This is a genomic window from Bradyrhizobium sp. AUGA SZCCT0182 (genome assembly GCF_018130185.1).
GTDB lineage: Bacteria > Pseudomonadota > Alphaproteobacteria > Rhizobiales > Xanthobacteraceae > Bradyrhizobium.
The window spans coordinates 14,898-30,670 of sequence record NZ_JAFCLY010000065.1 but is presented as its reverse complement, the minus strand read 5'-3'; the positions used below and the strand labels follow the sequence as shown (position 1 = coordinate 30,670).

Annotated in this window: 16 protein-coding genes and 1 pseudogene; 3 read left to right on the top strand and 14 right to left on the bottom strand. The window is 60.1% G+C overall.

Going from position 1 to position 15,773, the window contains the following annotated elements:
* Window positions 1-13 precede the first annotated feature (13 nt).
* The 3 genes from JQ611_RS38785 to JQ611_RS38775 form a co-directional block, all read right to left on the bottom strand.
* Complete coding sequence (locus tag JQ611_RS38785; protein WP_212468490.1) at window positions 14-982, bottom strand: zinc-binding dehydrogenase; 969 nt, start codon at window positions 980-982, stop codon at window positions 14-16.
* A gap of 163 nt (window positions 983-1,145) precedes the next feature.
* The gene (locus JQ611_RS38780; protein ID WP_212468488.1) at window positions 1,146-2,141 is read right to left on the bottom strand and encodes a nitronate monooxygenase family protein; all 996 of its coding nucleotides are present in this window, start codon (window positions 2,139-2,141) and stop codon (window positions 1,146-1,148) included.
* A 201-nt stretch (window positions 2,142-2,342) separates the two neighbouring features.
* The gene (locus tag JQ611_RS38775; RefSeq protein WP_212386796.1) at window positions 2,343-2,624 is read right to left on the bottom strand and encodes a hypothetical protein; all 282 of its coding nucleotides are present in this window, start codon (window positions 2,622-2,624) and stop codon (window positions 2,343-2,345) included.
* A gap of 333 nt (window positions 2,625-2,957) precedes the next feature.
* Between JQ611_RS38775 and JQ611_RS38770 the strand changes: the two genes are divergently transcribed.
* Together JQ611_RS38770 and JQ611_RS38765 are read left to right on the top strand one after the other, a co-directional pair.
* Window positions 2,958-3,542: a DUF6647 family protein gene (locus JQ611_RS38770; protein ID WP_212468486.1), complete on the top strand. Its 585-nt coding sequence runs from the start codon at window positions 2,958-2,960 to the stop codon at window positions 3,540-3,542.
* Window positions 3,543-3,866: 324 nt separating this feature from the next.
* A complete protein-coding gene (locus tag JQ611_RS38765) occupies window positions 3,867-4,085 on the top strand; it encodes a hypothetical protein (protein WP_212035313.1) in 219 nt (72 codons plus the stop codon).
* A 104-nt stretch (window positions 4,086-4,189) separates the two neighbouring features.
* On the opposite strand, the gene JQ611_RS38760 is transcribed toward JQ611_RS38765, so the two are convergent.
* The 6 genes and pseudogenes from JQ611_RS38760 to JQ611_RS38735 form a co-directional block, all read right to left on the bottom strand.
* Window positions 4,190-5,254, bottom strand: coding sequence for a ketopantoate reductase family protein (locus JQ611_RS38760; RefSeq protein WP_212468484.1), 1,065 nt, complete (start codon window positions 5,252-5,254; stop codon window positions 4,190-4,192).
* Window positions 5,255-5,469: 215 nt separating this feature from the next.
* Window positions 5,470-5,625, bottom strand: a pseudogene (locus tag JQ611_RS38755) (fumarylacetoacetate hydrolase family protein); the annotation flags it as partial.
* Window positions 5,626-5,654: 29 nt separating this feature from the next.
* Entirely contained in the window at window positions 5,655-6,734 is a 1,080-nt protein-coding gene (locus JQ611_RS38750) for a ketopantoate reductase family protein (protein WP_212263804.1), read from the bottom strand.
* A gap of 106 nt (window positions 6,735-6,840) precedes the next feature.
* Window positions 6,841-7,269: a CBS domain-containing protein gene (locus tag JQ611_RS38745; RefSeq protein ID WP_192734339.1), complete on the bottom strand. Its 429-nt coding sequence runs from the start codon at window positions 7,267-7,269 to the stop codon at window positions 6,841-6,843.
* 205 nt (window positions 7,270-7,474) lie between these two features.
* Entirely contained in the window at window positions 7,475-8,404 is a 930-nt protein-coding gene (gene ctlX, locus JQ611_RS38740) for a citrulline utilization hydrolase CtlX (protein WP_212468483.1), read from the bottom strand.
* 1 nt (window position 8,405) lies between these two features.
* Window positions 8,406-9,461, bottom strand: coding sequence for an ornithine cyclodeaminase (locus JQ611_RS38735; protein ID WP_212468480.1), 1,056 nt, complete (start codon window positions 9,459-9,461; stop codon window positions 8,406-8,408).
* A 141-nt stretch (window positions 9,462-9,602) separates the two neighbouring features.
* Here JQ611_RS38735 and JQ611_RS38730 point away from each other — a divergent pair, with 141 nt between their 5' ends.
* Window positions 9,603-10,040, top strand: coding sequence for an Lrp/AsnC family transcriptional regulator (locus JQ611_RS38730; RefSeq protein ID WP_212263994.1), 438 nt, complete (start codon window positions 9,603-9,605; stop codon window positions 10,038-10,040).
* A 123-nt stretch (window positions 10,041-10,163) separates the two neighbouring features.
* Here JQ611_RS38730 and oxlT read toward each other — a convergent pair whose 3' ends face one another.
* From oxlT to JQ611_RS38705, 5 genes are all read right to left on the bottom strand, one after another.
* Window positions 10,164-11,456, bottom strand: coding sequence for an oxalate/formate MFS antiporter (gene oxlT, locus JQ611_RS38725; RefSeq protein WP_192734343.1), 1,293 nt, complete (start codon window positions 11,454-11,456; stop codon window positions 10,164-10,166).
* A gap of 243 nt (window positions 11,457-11,699) precedes the next feature.
* Window positions 11,700-13,202, bottom strand: a complete 1,503-nt coding sequence (locus JQ611_RS38720) for a tripartite tricarboxylate transporter permease (RefSeq protein WP_212035307.1) — start codon at window positions 13,200-13,202, stop codon at window positions 11,700-11,702.
* Between the two features lie 117 nt (window positions 13,203-13,319).
* Window positions 13,320-13,814 carry a tripartite tricarboxylate transporter TctB family protein gene (locus JQ611_RS38715; RefSeq protein ID WP_212263807.1) on the bottom strand — a complete coding sequence of 165 codons (495 nt, stop codon included), beginning with the start codon at window positions 13,812-13,814 and terminating at the stop codon, window positions 13,320-13,322.
* Window positions 13,815-13,898: 84 nt separating this feature from the next.
* Window positions 13,899-14,909, bottom strand: coding sequence for a tripartite tricarboxylate transporter substrate binding protein (locus JQ611_RS38710; protein ID WP_212468479.1), 1,011 nt, complete (start codon window positions 14,907-14,909; stop codon window positions 13,899-13,901).
* A gap of 530 nt (window positions 14,910-15,439) precedes the next feature.
* The gene (locus JQ611_RS38705) at window positions 15,440-15,577 is read right to left on the bottom strand and encodes a hypothetical protein (protein ID WP_212468477.1); all 138 of its coding nucleotides are present in this window, start codon (window positions 15,575-15,577) and stop codon (window positions 15,440-15,442) included.
* Between the last annotated feature and the right edge of the window lie 196 nt (window positions 15,578-15,773).

The window sequence follows — 15,773 nt, the reverse complement described above, 5'->3', positions numbered from 1 at the left end:
CCGGGACACGAGATTACAGCGTCACCACGATCTTGCCGAGATGCTTGTTGGCTTCCATGTGCGCGAACGCCGCGCCGATTTCGGCGAATGGAAAAACCTTGTCGATCGGCAGCTGCAGTTTGCGCGATTCCACCGCCGGCCAGATGTCTTTCCGGACCTCGTCAAAGATCTCGCGGACTTCCTCGATGGTGCGGGTGCGGAAGGTGACGCCGATATAGTGGATGCGGCGCGCGGCGTGGAGGTCGAAGTTGAAATCGGCATGGGTTCCGCCGAGCCGGCCGACATTGACGATGCGGCCCTTGACCTTGGTCGCCTTGAGGTTCTGGTTCGCGACCGACCCCGAGACCTGATCGACGATCAGATCGACGCCTTCGCCGCCCGTCGCCTTCAGCACTTCATCGACCCAGGCAGGATCAGAAGAATCCACCGCGAGGTCGGCGCCGAATTCCTTCAACCGGCCGCGGCGCATCGCATCCGTGGAGGAGCCGATCACGAGTTTGGCACCCTTGAATTTTGCGATCTGCATCGCCATCAGCCCGACGCCGGAAGAGGCCCCCTGGATCAGCACGGTCTGGCCCGCCTGCAGCGCGCCGTTGGTGACGACAGCGTTGTGCATGGTGGCGAGCGCGATGGGCAGGGTGGCGGCCTCCTCGAAATTCATGTTGGAGGGCGCGCGGAACAACCTTCCGTGATCGGCCAGCGTGTATTCCGCGAACGCCGCGCCGCCCGAGCCCATGATCTTGTCGCCGATATTGACGCCCCTGGCGTCAGGCCCGAGCTCGGCGACTTCGCCGGCCCATTCCATGCCGAGCACGGTGCCGACGCCGCCGGCCGCGCCATGCACATGGCCCTTGGTCATGCCGAGATCGGCGCGGTTGAGGCCGCCGGCGCTGACCTTGACCAGCACCTGCGTGCCCTTTGGCGAGGGCTTTGCGACGTCGGTGATTTCAGCACCGTTGGCGCCGTATACGTAAGCTTTCATGGGCTTCTCTTTTTCTCCCTCTCCCGCGCTTGCGGGGGAGGGTTGGGGTGGGGGTGTTGCCGCGAGTCAGAGTCTTCGTGAGGAAAGAGCCCCCACCCGGCGCTGCGCGCCGACCTCCCCCGCAAGCGGGAGAGGTGACCGAGTTCGTGGCGCTAGCCGCGCCTTATTCCGCCGCCTGACGCGCCGCGCCCGACATCATGCCTTCGAGGCGGCTGCGGATGATGGCCTCCGCATCGCGCATGATGCGCGACACCAGTTCGGCGCAGGTCGGGATGTCGTGGATCAGGCCCTGGACCTGGCCGGCCGACCAGATGCCCTCATCGGCATCGCCGGTGGCATAGACCATCTTGCCGCGCGCGCCGGCGACGAGTTCGCGCACATCCTCGAATTTTGCGCCTTCCTTTTCCATCTGCACCACCTTGGTCGAGATCATGTTCTTGGCGACGCGCGAGGTGTTGCGCATGGTGCGGAAGATCAGCTCGGTCTCGCGCTCGTCATTGGCGACGATGCGCTCCTTCACCAGCTGGTGGATCGGGCTTTCCTTGGTGCACATGAAGCGCGTGCCCATGTTGATGCCCTCGGCGCCGAGCGCGAGCGCTGCGACCAGACCGCGGCCGTCGCCAAAGCCGCCGGAGGCGATCATCGGGATCTTGATCTTGTCGGCGGCCACCGGAATCAGGATCAGGCCCGGGGTATCGTCCTCGCCGGGATGGCCGGCGCATTCAAAGCCGTCGATCGAAAGCGCATCGACGCCCATCCGCTCCGCCGACAGCCCGTGGCGGACGCTGGTGCATTTGTGAATTACTTTGATGCCGTGCTTCCTGAATTCGGTGACGTGCTCCTGCGGCTTGTTGCCGGCGGTTTCCACGATCTTGATGCCGGCCTCGATGATGGCCTGGCGGTATTCGGCGTAAGGCGGCGGCTTGATCGCGGGCAGGATGGTGAGGTTGACGCCGAACGGCTTGTCGGTGAGGCCGCGGCAGCGCGCGATTTCTTTTGTGAGGTCTTCCGGGGTGGGCTGCGTCAGCGCGGTGATCAGGCCGAGTGCGCCGGCATTGGCGACGGCCGCGACGAGCTCCGCCCGCCCGACCCATTGCATCCCGCCCTGGACGATCGGGTGCTCAACGCCAAACATTTCGGTGAACCGCGTCTTGATCATGTCCTGCCCTTTGTTTTCCGGGCGCGGGCGGAGCCACGCGCGTTTTTGTTGGAATTCGAGGGGCAGGATGCCGTCAGCAGGCGCAAAAGTCTACCGGGGGACGGCACAAGGCGGGGCATCGCAAGCATGCAAAAGCGGGCTTTTGTCCGTCGGGCGGACAATTTGCGGCTTCTCGCGCCGGGGCGCGGGTGTTGCCTGGTTTCATCGGGCAGGCCATTTGTTCCGCTGGATGCCGTTGCGCTGGTCCGGCAGCGATCTGGTTTCCATCTGAAGCCGACAGAGCTTGGTGATGTTAACCGGCAGCAGCACAAGGTGCAGGAAAAACACCGGGTAAACCTGAGACAACAATCCGTAGACGATAAAAAGCACGTTGCTCAGCAACGCAAACGAACGAAGCGACAGTATGGTCGTCATGCAGAAGCTCGCGAGAACGCTGAGCGCTGCCACGAAGCCGAGAAAGTCAATCAACGACAAATCGATCAACGATAGATTCATGTCGGCTGTCCCCATCGTCCGCAACAGCGCATTGCCTGCGGTCCAATCGACGCTGGATCATCATCAACTCATTACGCCTGCAATCCGCATGCGAACGTAATCTGGCTCACATGCCGAAGGTGTTTGTTGCGTCATCGCGTCGGTTCGCGATCACAAACACGCGAGAGTGCGATGAAGGCTGTTCGTTGCGCGATGCGCGCGACACGACTGTGAGTGGCTTCACAGCCGCGTCGCGTTCCCCGTGTTAGCGTTGCAGATATTGAACGACTGCTCTGAAGAAGAGCAATTTGATTAAAAACAAGTCAGAGACCGGAGGCGCTTATGTTCAAGCAATTCCTTTTGGTTGCGGCTCTTATTGGTTGCTTTCAATCCGCTTGTCATGCTGACCCGGCCGCGAGAGTGGCCGCTGACTCTTCCGCTGTTCAGCCTCAGTCTGAAGCAACCCGGGCGACAAGAGATCTGCTCGATGAAATTGTGACCTGGCTCGGTTCGAACTTTGATCTGCCCGCCGCGGCAGATCATCCGGCCGTCGCTTTCGTCTCGCAGTCGAAGCTTGAAACGATGCGCGCCGAGGACCGTGCGTTCTCGCGAGGCTTGACGCAGGGTGCCGTGGGCGATGAACCAGCTCCGCGTCGTGTCGTTGCCGTCTACGACATCAATCTGAAAACAATCGTTCTCCCCGACGACTGGAACGGAAAGTCACCAGCGGGCCAATCGATCCTGGTTCATGAAATGGTTCATCACCTTCAAAATCTTGCCGGGCTCAGGTTTGAATGCCCGATGGCGCGTGAGAAGGTCGCCTACATGGCACAGGACAAATGGTTAAAGCGGTTTGGAACGAGCCTGGAATCGGAATTTGAGCTCGACATGTTTACGGTTCTGATCTCCTCCGCCTGCATGTATTGACCGCCATTCGGCAAAACTGAATCAGGAAGAGTTGGCGGACCCAATCGGCTTCTGATGCTCATGTTCAAGCTCTTGATGGCTGTTACGTTTGCTGTAGCGCTCCTGGCGATGGTGCAGGGGCATCAGCGCCAATTCAAACCCCTGCCGACTGGACCGATGCCGGCGGCGCTTATTCCTTGAAGGGCGACCACCGGAGCCCGGCCAACCGCCTTCAATTCGTAGGTGATCAAAATCACGGTACGTCCGGGAGCGCTGAGGCAGGTTGCCATCACGGGCCGCTTATGCCCGGAACATCAACCCCTCTAGCGAACGGATTGGATGATCATGAGCAATTCCCTGAATCAGAACACGGGCGCTGACTGCGAAATCCTCAGCCTCGCGCAACTCGAAGCCGTCAGCGGCGGCCGCATCGGCGGCGGCCTCTTCGGCGACAAGGTCGTCATCATCGGCTGCACGACGCAGCCCCCGTTCGGCGGCTATCCCCCGGGAACGGTCACCTGGAATCCCTGGATCGGCCAGCCGTATCCCACGCCGATTTTCTAAGGCAATGAGGCAGCCGATGCCGGCTGTTGGCATCCGGCTGCCGCTACGGGCCTGACGAAGCCGCACGCTCAAAGCGTGCCGGCTGCGCCTGCGACGGCGGCCGGTCACGCCGAGCCGGTTCCGCTCCCCACGATCTTCTCGCTCAGCTTCTGATCGACCACCTGCACCGTGTTGTCGATCTCGGCGTTGGGCGCGCCGAGCTGATGCGAAATCAGCTTCACCAGCAGGTCGACCCGCTCAATGAACGGCGCGCCAGCGGCCACGGCTCGGGCCGCCGATGAGGGCTTGAGCAGGCTTTCCGCCGCCTTGGCATATTTCTCGAACGGCACCTGATCTGTCGGGTCGGCGCCGAGAAGCCGCGCGATGCCGTCGACATGCTCATAGATCGATCGCGACAGTTTCAGATCACCATGCACCGCGTCGCGGATCGACTGCGGTTCGTTCGGCGTGATGCAGCGGTAATTGCCGGTCAGCAGCATCGACCATTTGGCCAGCGGCACGAACAGCGAGTCGAACACCTTGAGCTTTACCGGAACGTCCTGGCCATCCAGCTTCACCGCATCGATGTCGGCTTCCAGCTCGCGCAGCAGCTTATTGTGTTTCTCGTCTTCGAATGCCGCTGCCTTGAAGTTTGTCGGCAGGCCGACATGAAGAATGTTCGCCGCCTCTTCCGGCGGGCGGAAGGCCTGCGGATCGGGCGAGCACAGCGACACCAGTCCCGGCTTGAAGCGCTCCCATACCAGCGCGTTGGTGTAGGCCTCTTCGAGGTCCATGTCCGCCAGTGCGGGAATCCGTTTGAGATAGGGCAGCGGCGGCATGTTCATGATCGACAGACAAGGCAGCTTCGCCTCGGCGATCTTGATCATCAGCACCCGGATGGTGTGGTTGGTGTATTGCGGCTCCTGCATCGCAAGGCCAACCAGATCGTAACGGGACAGGTCGACCTCGGCAGGCGTGACTGCGTCGAGCTTGCCCGGCAGGTCGCGCGAAAAGATCGCCCGGTGCGCCTTCTCGTCGCGCAGCTTGATGCGAACCTCAGTGCCGTCGCGGTTGATCAGTTCGGCCGTCTTCTTCCGGCAAACCAGGGTCACGTTGTGACCGGCCATCAATAGCTTTGTTCCCAGCAACGAGCCGTAGGAAGCTCCAAGGATCAGAATGTTGCGCGCCATACTCTCTCTCTTCCACCGGTTGTGCTGGGTTATGTTTTGACGTTTCGCCCCACGCCTGGCCTTCGAGAATTTCCCGTCCACGATCCACGTTTGGAGGCGGAGAGACGGGGTAGGCCTTATGTCACCCGGGGCAGCCCCTTCTGGCGAGGAGCGGCCGTGCTTATCGCAAGTCGGCTGGCATTACAAATGCCAATTGGGCCCCGAGGTGCCGCCGTTTACCGCCGGAATTCATTGGTCAGTTCGCCAATGCCGTCGATCGCGACGGTCACGGTGTCGACCGGCTCCTTCATGACGCCGCCGCCGACTGACGTTCCGCAGGCGATCAGGTCGCCCGGCGACACCGTCATGTCGTGCGAGATCTTGCTGAAGAGTGCCACACGTGGCTGAGGGCTTTCTCGAACTAGGTTTGGAGCGCGTCACTGCGAGCCGGCTCCGGCAGCTTGATCCTCTCGTTCAGTTTTTGATCCACGGTCTGAACCGTGCGGTCGATCTCGGCATTGGGTATGCCGAGCTGATGCGAAATCAACTTCACCAGGAGGTCGACCCGCTCGATGAACGGCGCGCCGCTGGACACCGCACGCGCTGCCGACGATGGTTTGAGAAGGCTTTCGGCCGCCTTGGCATATTTTGCGAAAGGCACCTGGTCCTTCGGGTCCGCCCCCAGACGTTGAGCAATGGCATCGACGTGGTCATAGATCGACTGCGAGAGCGTCAGATCATCGTACACCGCGTCGCGGATCGACCTCGGTCCGTTCAGTGTGACGCAGCGGTAATTCCCGGTTAGCAGCATCGACCACTTTGCCAGCGGGACGAAAAGTGAATCGAACACCTTGAGCTTCACCGGAACGTCCAGCCCATCGAGCCTCACCGCGTCGATGTCGGCTTCCAGCTCACGCAACAGGACATTGTGCTTCTCGTCTTCGAAGGTTGTGGCCTTGAAGTTTGTCGGCAGGCCAACATGAAGGACATTCGCCGGCTCTTCCGGCGGGCGGAAGGCCTGCGGATCGGGCGAGCAGAGCGATACCAGTCCCGGCTCGAACCGCTCCCATACAAGCGCATTGGTATAGGCCGCTTCCAGGTTCGCTTTCGCCAGCGCCGGGATCCGCTTGAGATAAGGCAGCGGCGGCATGTTCATGATCGACAGGCAGGGCAGCTTCGCATCGGCGATCTCGATCATCAAGACCTCGATCGCATGGTCGGCGTATTGCGGTTCCTGCATCGCAAGGCCGACCAGATCATAACGCGACAGGTCGACGTCGGCGGGTGCAACCGCGTCCAGATTTCCAGGCAGATCGCGCGAAAAGATCGCCCGGTGCGTCGCCTCCTCACGCAGCTTGATACGGACTTCGGTGCCGTCGCGATTGATGAGTTCGGCGGTATTGCTTCGGCAAACCAGGGTCACGTTGTGACCCGCCATCAAAAACTTTGTCGCCAGCAATGAGCCATAAGAGGCTCCAAGTATCAGAATGTTGCGCGCCATACTCTCTCTTCCAGTCCTTTTCGTGGGCGCACCACTCCTCCGGCGCAGGTGGCGCCGTTTGCGAAGAGTTACAATCTGTGGTGCGGTGCGACGCTCGAAGTCGTTGTCAGGCCGAAATGGCCAGCTGAGCGTTGGCTTCCTCGTCAAACGCGGTCGAGATGTCACGGATGCTGACGACGCCGATCAGGCTGTAATTCTCGAGCACCGGCACATGGCGGATGTGGTGCCTGTTCATGAGATGGCGAACGTGCTCGAGCGAATCCTGCGAACTGCACGACACCAGCTGCTGCACCGAGATGAATTGCGAAACCTTGAGATTGGCGCCGGCTGCGCCATACTCGGCGATTGCGCGAACCACGTCGCGCTCGGTGAACATGCCGACGGCCGTATTGCCCTCGGTGCGAACGACATCCTTGACCACCAGCGCGCTGATATTGCTGGAGCGCATCAGTTGCGCGGCGATGGCAACCGTCTCGTTCATGCGAACCGTTGCGACACGGGCGGCTTTCTTGCGCAGGATATCTCCGACTTGCATGGCAACCTCCTTGGGGTGGATTATGCGCAATTCTGGTATACATAATACCATAAGTCAACACCGAAAAGAACAGGCATCTGCGCACGCGTCGTGCACAGAAATAGGCAGTATGACTGACATTATCGGAGATTTAGCGAGGGAGGGCGAGACGATCCGGCAGCGACGAAGAGCTGATCTGAGGCGATCAGGTATACCAGAGGCCAGTCTATCTCGGCGCCAGATGAATTCCCGCAAGCGTGCAGCGGACCGAACCACCGGCTCTTTCGATCGTGGGGATATCGAGTGCGACGGGTTTGGCGCTTTCCGAGATCATGCCGAGCTGATCCTTGTTAAGCGAGGCAAGCGCCGTCGTCGAGAGGGCCAGGATTCGACCATCGTTTCCCTGAAGTTCCAGGGCGTTGCCGGCGAATTTTGAAATCTGTTCGTTCGCGAGCGCGATAACACTGCGGCCGGAACGCTCCAGCCTCGTAACGACCTCCCGCCGTCTTGTGAGGTCAGTCATCATGTCCAGTCCCATCAGGGCGAAGTCGGTCGCGATGCACATCAGGACGTTGGTGTGATAGATCGCGACTCCATTATCGTCCCGCGCATCGAAGACCATCGGCTCGAAATTGAATTGGGTCGAAAAGCGCTCAAGCGCAATCGGATTGGTGCGATCCGAGCGGACCGCATAGGCCACACGGTCGATATGATCGAGAACCATGGCGCCGGTCCCCTCAAGAAACAGCCCGTCGGGCTCGAGACCCGAATAGTCGATAACCTCCTGCACCCGATAATGGCTCTTCAGCATTTCGATGACGTCGATGCGACGCTCGCGCCTGCGGCTGGCAGCCTTCATCGGATAGATCGCCACATGACCGCCGGCGTGGGTGGAGAACCAGTTGTTTGGAAAGACCGCATCCGGCGTGTCGGTGCCGGTGCTGTCGAACAGATGCACGTTCACACCATGGCTGCGAAGCGTATCGGCCGCTTGGGTGATCTCAGCGTAGGCCGTCAACGAGAGGTCATCCTTCGGGTCCGGGCAGGCCTGGAAGAAATTGTCGGTGGCGGTCTCGGTATTCACCGTGAAGTGCTGCGGACGAACCATGATCACCGCAGAAGGTGCCTGGACGGAGTATGGAATGTATCTTGCCATCCTAGGCCTGCTCTGCGCGCAGCAACATGCCAAACAGGTCGCGGGGCTCATCGGGATCGGCGATAATGTCGAGGTCCTGGTAAAACCCCGTGCCTCTGAGCTTGTCACGGACATAGCGAAGGGCGGAGAAATCCTCGACCGCGAAGCCGACGCTGTCGAACAGGGTGATCTGGTTTGCATCGCGGCGGCCGGTCGCGTGTCCCGTGATAACCTGCCAGAACTCAGTGACGGGGTAATCTGCATCCATCTGCTGGATTTCGCCCTCGATGCGGGTCTGCGGCGGATATTCCACAAAGGTATCGGCGCGCAGCAAGATATCGCGATGCAGTTCGGTCTTGCCCGGGCAGTCGCCGCCGATGGCATTGATGTGAACCCCGGACGCAACCATGTTGTCCGTCAGGATCGTCGCATACGACTTGTCGGCGGTGCAGGTGGTGATGATCCCTGCACCTTCGATCGCGGATTGCGATGATGTGCAGGCGGTGACAGTCAGACCCATGCCGGAAAGGTTGCGAACCGTCTTTGCCGTCGCCTGCGGATCGATGTCGTAGAGCCGGATATGATCGATGCCGACCGCGGCTTTCATGGCGAGCGCCTGAAACTCGGCTTGCGCGCCATTCCCTATCATCGCCATCGTGCGGGTACCCCTGGGCGCGAGGTGCCGCGCCGCCATGGCCGAGGTGGCTGCGGTCCGTAGCGCCGTCAGCAGCGTCATTTCCGCGAGCAGCACGGGATAGCCGGTCGAGACTTTCGCCAGTAGGCCAAAGGCCGTCACGGTTTGCAGGCCGTGTGCCATGTTCTTCGGGTGGCCGTTCACATATTTGAAGCTGTAGATTTCGCCATCGGAGGTCGGCATCAACTCGATCACGCCTTCGCCGGAATGAGATGCAACGCGCGGCGTCTTGTCGAACGACTCCCAGCGACGGAAATCTGCCTCGATGACGTCAGTGAGTTCGCTGAGCAGGGTCTCGATGCCGATGTGATGCACGAGGCGCATCATGTTCGCGACACTGACGAACGGCACAAACGCTTTTTCCGATGGAAGGGGCGAAGTCATTGTCGGGTTCCGATCGCACATGTTTGATGGCGAAGGATAGCGACCGCACATGTTGGCCGAAATATCAGTTTTGTGCTATTTCGGTCATAAAATTGGGCAATTTGTACAGTTCTATTGCGCGAATTGTACACTGGAGCAGAGATGGCCGCAGCAAAGTTTGCACCGGATGATCTGGATCGCCGGATCATCGCCCACCTTCGGACTGATGGACGCGCTTCACTGACCAAGCTTTCCGACGCCCTCGGGGTCGCGCGCGGCACGGTGCAAAACCGGCTGGATCGCTTGATCGAGACCGGTACGCTGCTCGGCTTCACCGTCCGCGTACGGGAGGATTACGACGTCAATACCATACGTGCCGTGATGATGGTCGAGGTCGTCGGAAAATCGACCACCCAGGTCGTGCGAAAGCTACGCGGCCTGACGGAAATTTCAGCGCTGCACACGACCAACGGCAACTGGGACCTTGTCGCCGATATCCGGGCGGCGAGCCTCGCAGATTTTGACAGGCTTCTTCGCGAGGTGCGGATGATCGATGGCATCGCCAACAGCGAGACCAGTCTTTTGCTGAGCACGGTTTGACCAGGATGTGGACGCGTCAGCGCGAAGCCACCGTCAGGTATGCAGGTTCAGGAGCCCCACAAAGCGAAAGCGCGCCCATCCCGCAGGGATGAGCGCGCCTGTCGTCGGATCGGGTAGTGCAGGTTAGGTGGACGCCTTTGCGTTCGCGACCACCACCTTGCGCCACGGCTTGAGCACGAAGATCGCCAGCAGCGAGGCGAGGATGTTGGCGCCCGCCGCGATGATAAACACGCTGTCCCAGGTGCCGGACGATTGCTGCATGTAGTTCGCGATCGGCACCAGCAAGGCTGCCGTGCCCTTGGCGGTATAGAGCAGGCCGGCATTGGTGGTTGCGAATTTGGCGCCGAACGTGTCCGTGCAGGTCGAGGGAAACAGGGAGTAGATCTCGCCCCAGGCAAAGAACACGAAGCCCGACAGCAGCACGAACCAGATCGGATCGTGGCCCCACATGTACAGCGCCCAGATTCCGACGCCTTCCATGCCGAAGGCGATGAACATGGTGTTCTCGCGGCCGATCATGTCGGAGATCCAGCCGAAGAACGGCCGGGTCAGGCCGTTGAGGACACGGTCGATGGTCGCGGCAAACGTCACCGCGGTCATCGTTACCGCCATCAGCGTCACCGGTACGCTGTCGACCTTCCAGTCAACGGCGATTGGCTTGAGGTTGGCGGTGACCATCAATCCGCCGGCGCCCACGATCACGAACATGAAATACATCAACCAGAAGATCGGCTGACGGATCACCTCGGTCGGCGCATAGTTGCGGCGGCTCTGGATCACGTTGGCGTTCTGAATCACGGCCGGGACTTGCCCTGCTTTCGGCGAGAACATCAGGAAGGCGAGCAGCACGATGATGATGCCTTGTCCGAGACCGAAATAGAGGAAGGTGGTCTGGAAACCGGAATCCTTGATCATCGCCTGGATCGGGGCGACCGTCAGTGCGGAGCCGGCGCCGAAGCCGGCCGCGGTGATGCCGGCGGCGAGGCCGCGCTTGTCGGGAAACCATTTCAGCGCGTTGCCGACGCAGGTGCCGTAGACGCCACCGGCGCCGATGCCCGCGATGATCATGCCGAGATAGAAGCCGTTGAGCGTTTCTGCCTGCGCGTTGATCGCCCAACCGACGGCGCAGAGGACGCCGCCGACGAGAACCACGATGCGCGGGCCGTATTTATCGACGAACCAGCCTTCGACCGGCACCAGCCAGGTTTCGAACAAGACAAAGAGGGTGAACGCCCATTGGATCGACGCACGATCCCAACCGAATTTTTTCTGGATGTCGGGGACGAAGAACGTCCAGCCATATTGATAGTTCGCGATCATCACCATGGCAGCGACGCCGATCGCTAATTGCGTCCAGCGGTAGGTATCGCTGACGCGGGCTACTGCAGGGGCCGCTCCTTGAACTGTGTCCGTCATCTTCCCTCCTATGTGCGCTGTTCTATCGCCCGACAGCTCTAAGGAAGGAGTTTGGTATATGATATGCCAGTAGACAAGAGAAATCTTGACTAGATGTCGCAGGCTATTCGATTTTTTTGCAGATGTCTTTTTCCTCAACCCTCTTGGAAAATACTGCAATCAAAAAGACTTAGCCGCCGGATCGCTTTACGATCCGGCGGCTTTACAAGGTCGAAAAATATTTTTGTCTGGTATTTTTAGCCGTCAGGCGACCGAATGGGGACGCAAGCGGCTATAGCCTTCCTGGATCGCGGACCAGAACAGCGCGATCAGTCCAAGCACCATGATCGTGCCGACCAGCGAGTTCGAGAAGAACACGCCGAGCGAACCTTGCGATCCCAGCAGCGATTGCCGGAAGGCTTCCTCCGCCTTGTCGCCGAGCACGATGGCAAGCACGAGAGGGGCGAGGGGATAGTTGCACTTCTTCAGGAGATAGCCGACCACGCCGAACACCAGCATCAGCACGACGTCGAAGGTTGAGCTGTGGACCGAATAGGCGCCGATCGCGCACAGCACCAGAATGAGCGGCGCAATGATGCTGAACGGCACGCGCAGGATGGCCGCGAAGATCGGCACGCAGGTCAGCACGACGATCAGGCCGACGAGATTGCCGAGATACATCGAGGCGATCAGACCCCAGACGAATTCCTTCTGCTCGACGAACAGCATCGGGCCGGGCTGCAGGCCCCAGATCAGGAGGCCGCCGAGCAGCACCGCCGCGGTCGGTGATCCCGGCACGCCGAGCGACAGCATCGGCAGCAATGCCGCGGTACCGGCGGCATGCGCCGCGGTCTCCGGCGCGACCACGCCCTCGACCTCGCCCTTGCCGAAATTATGGCCGTTCTTGGAGACCCGCTTGGCGATGCCGTAACTCATGAATGACGCCGGCGTGGCGCCCGCGGGCGTGATGCCCATCCAGCAGCCGATCAGGCAGGAGCGCAGCGAGGTCACCCAATACTGCGGCATCTCCTTCCAGGTCTGCAGGACGACGCGCAGGTCGATCTTCGCCTTGCCGCCACGGAAGGCCAAACCCTCTTCCATGGTCAGCAGGATCTCGCCGATGCCGAACAGGCCGATGACGGCGATCAGGAAGTCGAAACCGTTGAGCAGTTCAGTCGACCCGAATGTCAGCCGCAATTGACCGGTGATGGAATCGAGGCCGACGGCCGCGAGCGCAAAGCCGATCATCATCGCGGCGATGGTCTTGAACGGCGGCTCCTTGCTCAAGCCGACGAAACTGCAGAACGCCAGGAAGTAGACCGCGAATTTTTCCGCTGGACCGAAGCGTAACGCAAAACTTGCGACCAGCGGCGCGACCAGCGTGATCATGATGACGGCGAACAGCGCGCCGACGAACGAGGAGGTGAAGGCGGCGGTCAGCGCTTCGCCGGCCTTGCCTTTCTGCGCCATCGGATAGCCGTCGAACGTGGTCGCCACCGACCAGGGTTCACCGGGTATGTTGAACAGGATGGACGTGATGGCGCCGCCGAACAACGCGCCCCAGTAGATGCAGGACAGCATGATGATCGCCGATGTCGGCGGCATGCTGAAGGTCAGCGGCAACAGGATCGCGACGCCGTTGGCGCCGCCCAATCCCGGAAGCACGCCGATGATGACGCCGAGCACGATGCCCAGGACCATCACCATGATGTTGAATGGCTGCAGGGCGACCGCAAAGCCGTGAAAAAGATTGACGAGTTCTTCCATGCTTCAAGTCCTGCAAGCGTTGAGCTGACGACGTGACAATTCTAACGACACGAGAATTCTATTTTTATTTGAGCATGATCTTTCGGAAAACCGGTATCTACTTTTCCGGATCATGCTCTAGAGACCAAGCCATTCCTCGATCGGTCCCTTGGGCAGCGGGACCAGAAACCAGCGCTCGAAAATCAGGTAGGTCACGATGGGCATGCCGAGCGCCACGGCGGTGACCACGAGCCAGCTGTATTTGCCGAGCCATCGCATGAACCAGCCGATGAAGATGATGGAGGCGAGATAGAGGCCGGTGAACGGCATCACGCCGACATAGATCGCGGTCGGTATGACGACGCTCAGGACCTGGCGCAGCTGTCCCCATTCCGCGAACAGCCCGTCGTCCCCGTCACGCAGCCCGTTCCACAGATTGATCGCGCTGGAGGCGATAATGAAGATCCCGATGTAGAACGGGAAGAAACCGGCACGCGGTCCCTCCGCACCCCAATTGATTCCGGCCTTCAGGCTGCCGTAGACGACGATCGCGCCGAACAACGCGATCAGCAGCGTGACGCCGGCTTCCACGGCCTTGTGGGTCGGGCCGGCGTGCGGGCTATTCGTAGTCATTCAAACTCCATCCGGAATCACGGTTCTGGGTTCGCAGCGCTTCATGCGCTGCGCATTCGCCGGTGTACGCGACGTGACTAAAGGTCAGTTTCCGGGGGTAGCGAGGAAACCGGCTTCTTTCATCAGGGTTTCGTGGCGCTTCTCTTCCGTCTCGACCCATTTGGCGTATTCAGGCCCGGTCAGGAACGTGGTGTTGAAGGCGCCGCTCTTCATGAAATCCTGCCACTCCGGCGTGGCCCGCACCTTCTTGAACAGCTCGACGTAATATTCGACCTGATCCTTGGTGGCTTTGGGCGACATGAAGATGCCGCGCAGCATCAGATATTCGATGTCGAGGCCCTGCGACTTGCAGGTCGGAATATCCTTCCAGCCTTTGCCGTCCGCGACGACTTCGTCATAGGCCATCTGCTTGCCGTCGAACACGCAGAGCGGACGAAGTTTGCCGCCGCGCCATTGCGCGACTGCCTCGATCGGATTGTTGACCGTTGAATCGACGTGGTTGCCGACGAGCTGGACCGCGACTTCTCCGCCGCCCTTGTAGGGAATGTAGGTGAACTTGGTGCCGGTCGCCTTCTCGAGCGCGACCGTGATGATCTGGTCTTCCTGCTTCGATCCGGTGCCGCCCATCTTCATGCCGCCGGCGGGTGCCTGCTTCACGGCATCGACGTAGTCCTTGACGGTGGTGTAGGGCTTCTCGGCATTGACCCAGAGCACGAACTCGTCGAGCGCCAGCATCGCGACCGGCGTCATGTCCTTCCAGCTGAAGGGAATGCCTGTCGCAAGCGGTGTCGTGAACAGGTTGGACAGGGTGATGATGATCTTGTGGGGATTGTTTCCCGAACCCTTGACGTCGAGAAAGCCTTCGCCGCCGGCGCCACCTGACTTGTTGATGACGACCATCGGCTGCTTCATCAGGCTGTGTTTTGTCACGATGCCCTGGATGGTACGAGCCATCTGGTCGGCGCCGCCGCCGGTGCCGGCGGGTACGATGAATTCGACCGGGCGAACCGGCTCCCACGCGGCGGAGGCGGTCATATTGCCCGCGCCGAAGAAGGCAATCGCGGCTAACGCGGTATGCAAGACAGAATGCTTCATTTGACGTACTCCCCGTAAAATTCAAACGCCGTTCTTTGCCGGCTTTGTCTTTAACTCAACTCTTAACTGAACACTTCTGATCCAGCCGGATTTCCCCATTTGTCCAATTATCTCATGAGGTTTGGTCAGATGGCATTGCAGGTCAGGGTTGCAGACCTTTGTGAACTGTAAGCCTGACTGCTCGGCGCAGCATCCGCGTCTTTCGGATAAGTCTGAACTGCGAACCGCGGCACCGCCTGCTGACATCGCCGCCTAGGCGCCGAAGAGCCTGCCGCCATCCTCCTGATCGCCTCCGTTCGTTGTTGGGCCGGAACGCTTGGAAGACATATTGGTATGCGATATGCCAATACTGCAAACGAATAATGATGCCAGAGCATAGCTCAGGCTAATTTGTCGCAGTTGGCGCCTGGCCCGGAGTGCTTAAAGGCGGCGCCAAAAAAAGAGGCCCCGGAAAACCGGGGCCCTTAGTCTGGGAGGAAACCTGAAGTGGTCGAGCCTGAAAACGCAGTCTGTACTGCGCCTTAGCGGGCTCAGAGACCGAAACGGGGGAGGTCGCCGTTGCGAATGGCGATGCGGGCGCTCGCGGTCAGCAGGCGGTCGATCGAGGTCATCAGCCGGCCGAAGAATGTGCTGGAAGGTGCGAGGCTGATGTAGGCGGTTTTGGACATTTGGTCCCCTTTTCTCTTTCGCGGAGTAGCTCCGCTTCGTGATCTGCCGCGAATTTATGTATACCAGATGCCAGAGACAACACTTTTGTTTGCATAGCAGCAATTTGTCTTCTGCATTGCAGCATAAAGAAAGCTATTCGGGTTCCCAAACAAAAAGGCCGCCGGAAACCGGCGGCCTTTGGCGGAATTTGAGAGA

Bases quoted from the DNA above. Each gene is read 5' to 3' on its own strand.
- JQ611_RS38785 (WP_212468490.1), bottom strand. From the start codon at position 982: ATGAAAGCTTACGTATACGGCGCCAACGGTGCTGAAATCACCGACGTC.
- JQ611_RS38780 (WP_212468488.1), bottom strand. From the start codon at position 2,141: ATGATCAAGACGCGGTTCACCGAAATGTTTGGCGTTGAGCACCCGATC.
- JQ611_RS38770 (WP_212468486.1), top strand. From the start codon at position 2,958: ATGTTCAAGCAATTCCTTTTGGTTGCGGCTCTTATTGGTTGCTTTCAA.
- JQ611_RS38765 (WP_212035313.1), top strand. From the start codon at position 3,867: ATGAGCAATTCCCTGAATCAGAACACGGGCGCTGACTGCGAAATCCTC.
- JQ611_RS38760 (WP_212468484.1), bottom strand. From the start codon at position 5,254: ATGGCGCGCAACATTCTGATCCTTGGAGCTTCCTACGGCTCGTTGCTG.
- JQ611_RS38750 (WP_212263804.1), bottom strand. From the start codon at position 6,734: ATGGCGCGCAACATTCTGATACTTGGAGCCTCTTATGGCTCATTGCTG.
- JQ611_RS38745 (WP_192734339.1), bottom strand. From the start codon at position 7,269: ATGCAAGTCGGAGATATCCTGCGCAAGAAAGCCGCCCGTGTCGCAACG.
- ctlX (WP_212468483.1), bottom strand. From the start codon at position 8,404: ATGGCAAGATACATTCCATACTCCGTCCAGGCACCTTCTGCGGTGATC.
- JQ611_RS38735 (WP_212468480.1), bottom strand. From the start codon at position 9,461: ATGACTTCGCCCCTTCCATCGGAAAAAGCGTTTGTGCCGTTCGTCAGT.
- JQ611_RS38730 (WP_212263994.1), top strand. From the start codon at position 9,603: ATGGCCGCAGCAAAGTTTGCACCGGATGATCTGGATCGCCGGATCATC.
- oxlT (WP_192734343.1), bottom strand. From the start codon at position 11,456: ATGACGGACACAGTTCAAGGAGCGGCCCCTGCAGTAGCCCGCGTCAGC.
- JQ611_RS38720 (WP_212035307.1), bottom strand. From the start codon at position 13,202: ATGGAAGAACTCGTCAATCTTTTTCACGGCTTTGCGGTCGCCCTGCAG.
- JQ611_RS38715 (WP_212263807.1), bottom strand. From the start codon at position 13,814: ATGACTACGAATAGCCCGCACGCCGGCCCGACCCACAAGGCCGTGGAA.
- JQ611_RS38710 (WP_212468479.1), bottom strand. From the start codon at position 14,909: ATGAAGCATTCTGTCTTGCATACCGCGTTAGCCGCGATTGCCTTCTTC.
- JQ611_RS38705 (WP_212468477.1), bottom strand. From the start codon at position 15,577: ATGTCCAAAACCGCCTACATCAGCCTCGCACCTTCCAGCACATTCTTC.